The sequence below is a fragment of the Streptomyces sp. NPDC096040 genome (assembly GCF_040303265.1).
Lineage (GTDB): Bacteria > Actinomycetota > Actinomycetes > Streptomycetales > Streptomycetaceae > Streptomyces.
Genome location: NZ_JBEOTA010000084.1, coordinates 1 through 3,401, shown reverse-complemented (window position 1 = coordinate 3,401; position 3,401 = coordinate 1). Strand labels below are relative to the sequence as shown.

Below are 3,401 nucleotides of genomic sequence, written 5' to 3'. Positions count from 1 at the left end.
ATCACCACGAGTCACGCGACCGGTCTACCGTAGCCAGCGCCCTCCTGGAGCGGGAATGACCGATCCCGTGATCTCAACCCAGAACGCGCCCTAGTGGAGATCGCAGTCCTGGGCTGCCACGCGGATGCCGGCGACTCACCCGAAGCACTCGCTCTGGCGGTGCACCAGCTGCGCCAAGCCCCCGACTACCTGGACGCACTCTCCCTCCCCCTGCCCCTGCACCTGGCGAGCCTCGCCCAGCACTACGTACTGCCGACGGTCGCCGAGGCAGAGTCGGGTGAGGCTGAGGAATCCTCCCTGGAGGAGCTGGCCACCACCGAGGCGGCGGGCAACGTCAATGGGCAGCGCGTAGCGGCGGCGCTGGGCGTGATCGAGGAAGGCACGGACACCGAGCCGGCAGACCTGGACCCGGAATACGCAGAGGATCCCGGCCTCGCGCAAGCACCGGAGGACGAACAGCTCGCCTTGTTCCCCTGAGGGGTGAGGGAGCGCTGGCACCCCCACCGGCGCTGCCCTTGTTCGGCGGGGCGCATCCCATGAACAGCGATCATGCTTCCCTGCGCCGGTGATGCACGGCCGGTTCCCTTCGAGGAGGCACCGTCGGTATCGGCGGGCTCGATCTCCGATTTGAGGGCGGAAAGCCGGGGACCGGGCGCCGGCACCCGCGGTGATGCCGATGACTTCATGGGCAGCGGATCGGACGCGACACCGCTCTTGCTACGGCGGTGGCCTCCGCGCGGCGCCGTCGGTTGTCTCGCCGGGCCGCGTCCTGGAGCGCTGCCTCCGGGGCGGGGCCGGTGTAAGGCGCGTGCACGGGGCTGTCGGCGGGATGGAGCTGGTAGCGGGCGGCGGGGCTGCTCGACTGAACGCCCCAGCGGCATCCGCCGGTGTAGCGAGGGCCCGGCGGGGCTTTCACACTGCGGATCACGGGCCGGGAGTGGGGGACAGATGGCAACACGACGACGACGGCGCTGGCGGTTGAGGAAGCGTACGCGTCGGCAACTGCAGGGCTGGGGCATCGTCGCGGCGGTGGTCGCCGCGGTGTGGCTGCCGGGGAACTGGACGGCGGTGTGGCCGGTCCTGGTGGCCGGGGTCGGCTGGGGGCTGTGGAGCGCGCACCAAGACGCGGTAGGCCAGGACCGAAAGTGGCGAGCGCAGGAGGTGTTGTTCTTCGGGTCGTACGGAGTGGCAGAGCGGTCGCGGGCGTCGATCGGAGAGAGCAGGGACGCCCGTATGAGGTGCGGAGTGCCAAGGTCCGATTCCCGCTGCTCTCCCAAGGGTTGGCGATGTATCCGATGCTGGCGACGAGTCGTGGCAATCCGCAGGAAGGGCGGCGTACGGTGATCGAATGGTGGCGATACTGCGGTGCACCCCAGGCGAGGCCAAGTTCCTCGGCAGCCGGAAGCGGCAGGAGCAACTCGATGCCGGCTGGGAGTCGGTCGGTGAACGGGACGAGTGGAAGAGCAGACATGTCGTCCTGGTGGTGACCGGGCAGGAGAGCGGTCGACCGCGAGTCGAATACGTGGGGCAGGCCCGGTGCGGTCGCCCCGCCGGGACCTTCCGGCGTGTGGTCGAGGTGACTCAACTCCATCGAGTCGCGCCTCCGGTCCCGATGGACGATTTGTCCGACCAGCTTCCGCTCCGACACAGGGATGCAGTCGACCGGACCGGCGTGCTGACGAAGCGGTCCGGCGAAGAGTTGCTGAACGCTCTTACCACGCTCCGCGCGGATCTGGCCGCGGTCATCGCCCAGTTACAGGAAAGGGTGGGCGGCGTCCGGATCCTCGGCAGAGTGCGGGAGCTGTTCCTGGAGCAGAGAGATGCCACCGGACTGGCACTTCAACTGGGCGGATTCGACCGGAGCATCATTGAAGAGGCGAAGTTCCCGGAAGAGGGCGGGGATCAGATCCCCGTCCTCGCCACCCTGCCGGGACATCCGGCGCACGAGGACCACCTCGTCGCTCACGATGCGCAACGCTTCTCTGACTGGATCGGAAGTGACGCGGAGCATCTCGCGAAGCGTGTATTCCACAAGGGCGACCAGCAACTGTTCATCGCCAACGTGAACCGCCTGCCGGCTGAGGACACGCTGGGGGTCGACCTGATCTATCACCATGTGAGCCGGGACAGCTTCATCCTTGTCCAGTACAAGAAGATGGTCCAGGTCGGAGCCGGGCGCAGCGAGTGGGGATATCGGCCGGACGGTGATCTTGACGACCAGCTCAAGCGCATGAGGCAGGTAGAAGAGGCGTGTATGCGGCTGGAACAGGATCCGCCGGCCGATTACCGCTTCGTTCACCAGCCATGTTGGATCAAGTTCTGCAAGTCCGAACAAGTGGCGCCGAAGGGAGATGCGCTGATCGGCGGGATGTACCTCACGCGCGAACACGTCGAGTGGCTGCGAGGGCGGCCCGGACTGGCCACCGGTCCGAAAGGGGGTGAGCTGTTCGGCTACCACACGGTGCCCCGGTATCTCGACAACACGACCTTCACCCAACTCGTGCAGGACGGCTGGATCGGAACCCGTGGCAGGGCCAGTGACATCATCCAGGCCCAGATCAAGGCCAGTCTCGACGGCTCACGCGCACTGGTCTTCGCCGGCCTCATCGGCGACGACACGACCCAGGCCGAGCGTACGCGGGAACGCAGGGGCGGTCTAACGGCCTGAGAATGTGAGGGGTGGGGCCGACCGTGAACCGGTGGATCCGCCCTCACCACGGCAAGAAGCGGACTTGAGCTGCCGGTCCCGGGGAGAGCGGCGGGGTATTGGCGCGCCGCCGGCTCGGTCAGCACTCTTCGGTGGCCCGCTCGGTATGGAGAAGGCTGGCCATGTGGGGATGCGGTCACCGCGGCAGCGGAACTCGGCGGTCACGGTAGGCGGGTCCTGATCGCACGGCAGTTGGGGCACGCAATCATTGCGGCAGGTTTTGCCGCCTTGTGCGTGATCGTCAAGAGATGCGCAACGCTGCAGTGTATTGGCCGGCGGTGCGGTCATAGATGACTAGGTCGGGGTGAACGTTGGCATCGTGGACACGGCCGAGCGTCACCGCAGCCGAAACGGGCATAGCTGCCAGTACGTGCAGTCGTCGTAGGTTCTTGTGGTTGGCCTCCAGCTCGGAGAGCAGTTGCCGGAGCACCGAGGTGAACTCGTTGAGCGTGGGAACGGAATTGATTGCATCGACGGACGGGGTGACGTCGTGCGGGTGAATCGTCCAGCGCGGAAGCAAAGCAAGCTGTTGGGGTAGCTCTTCTGCCTGGATCGATCCGGAGATGTTCAATATCAGCACTCCGTCAGAGGCGTCAGGGGCAGGGTCCCTTGCATGATCGAGGTCTGTCCGGATTCATCCGGTGAGGCCGAGGGCGGCCAGGGACCTTCGCCAGTCGCGGGCGGTGTGACGTAG

At 66.6% G+C, this 3,401-nt stretch carries 3 protein-coding genes; 2 read left to right on the top strand and 1 reads right to left on the bottom strand.

Annotated features, from left to right (window positions below):
• The first annotated feature begins 93 nt into the window (after positions 1-93).
• Positions 94-477, top strand: a complete 384-nt coding sequence (locus ABTY98_RS42020) for an RNaseH domain-containing protein (RefSeq protein ID WP_352226448.1) — start codon at positions 94-96, stop codon at positions 475-477.
• An 871-nt stretch (positions 478-1,348) separates the two neighbouring features.
• A complete protein-coding gene (locus ABTY98_RS42015; RefSeq protein ID WP_352226447.1) occupies positions 1,349-2,668 on the top strand; it encodes a hypothetical protein in 1,320 nt (439 codons plus the stop codon).
• A gap of 280 nt (positions 2,669-2,948) precedes the next feature.
• Here the strand turns inward: ABTY98_RS42015 and ABTY98_RS42010 are convergent, their stop codons facing one another.
• A complete protein-coding gene (locus ABTY98_RS42010; RefSeq protein WP_352226449.1) occupies positions 2,949-3,341 on the bottom strand; it encodes an SAVED domain-containing protein in 393 nt (130 codons plus the stop codon).
• Positions 3,342-3,401: the final 60 nt, after the last annotated feature.

What these genes read in the sequence shown, in the direction of transcription:
- ABTY98_RS42015 (WP_352226447.1), top strand. Translation starts at nt 1,349, where the DNA reads ATGGTGGCGATACTGCGGTGCACCCCAGGCGAGGCCAAGTTCCTCGGC.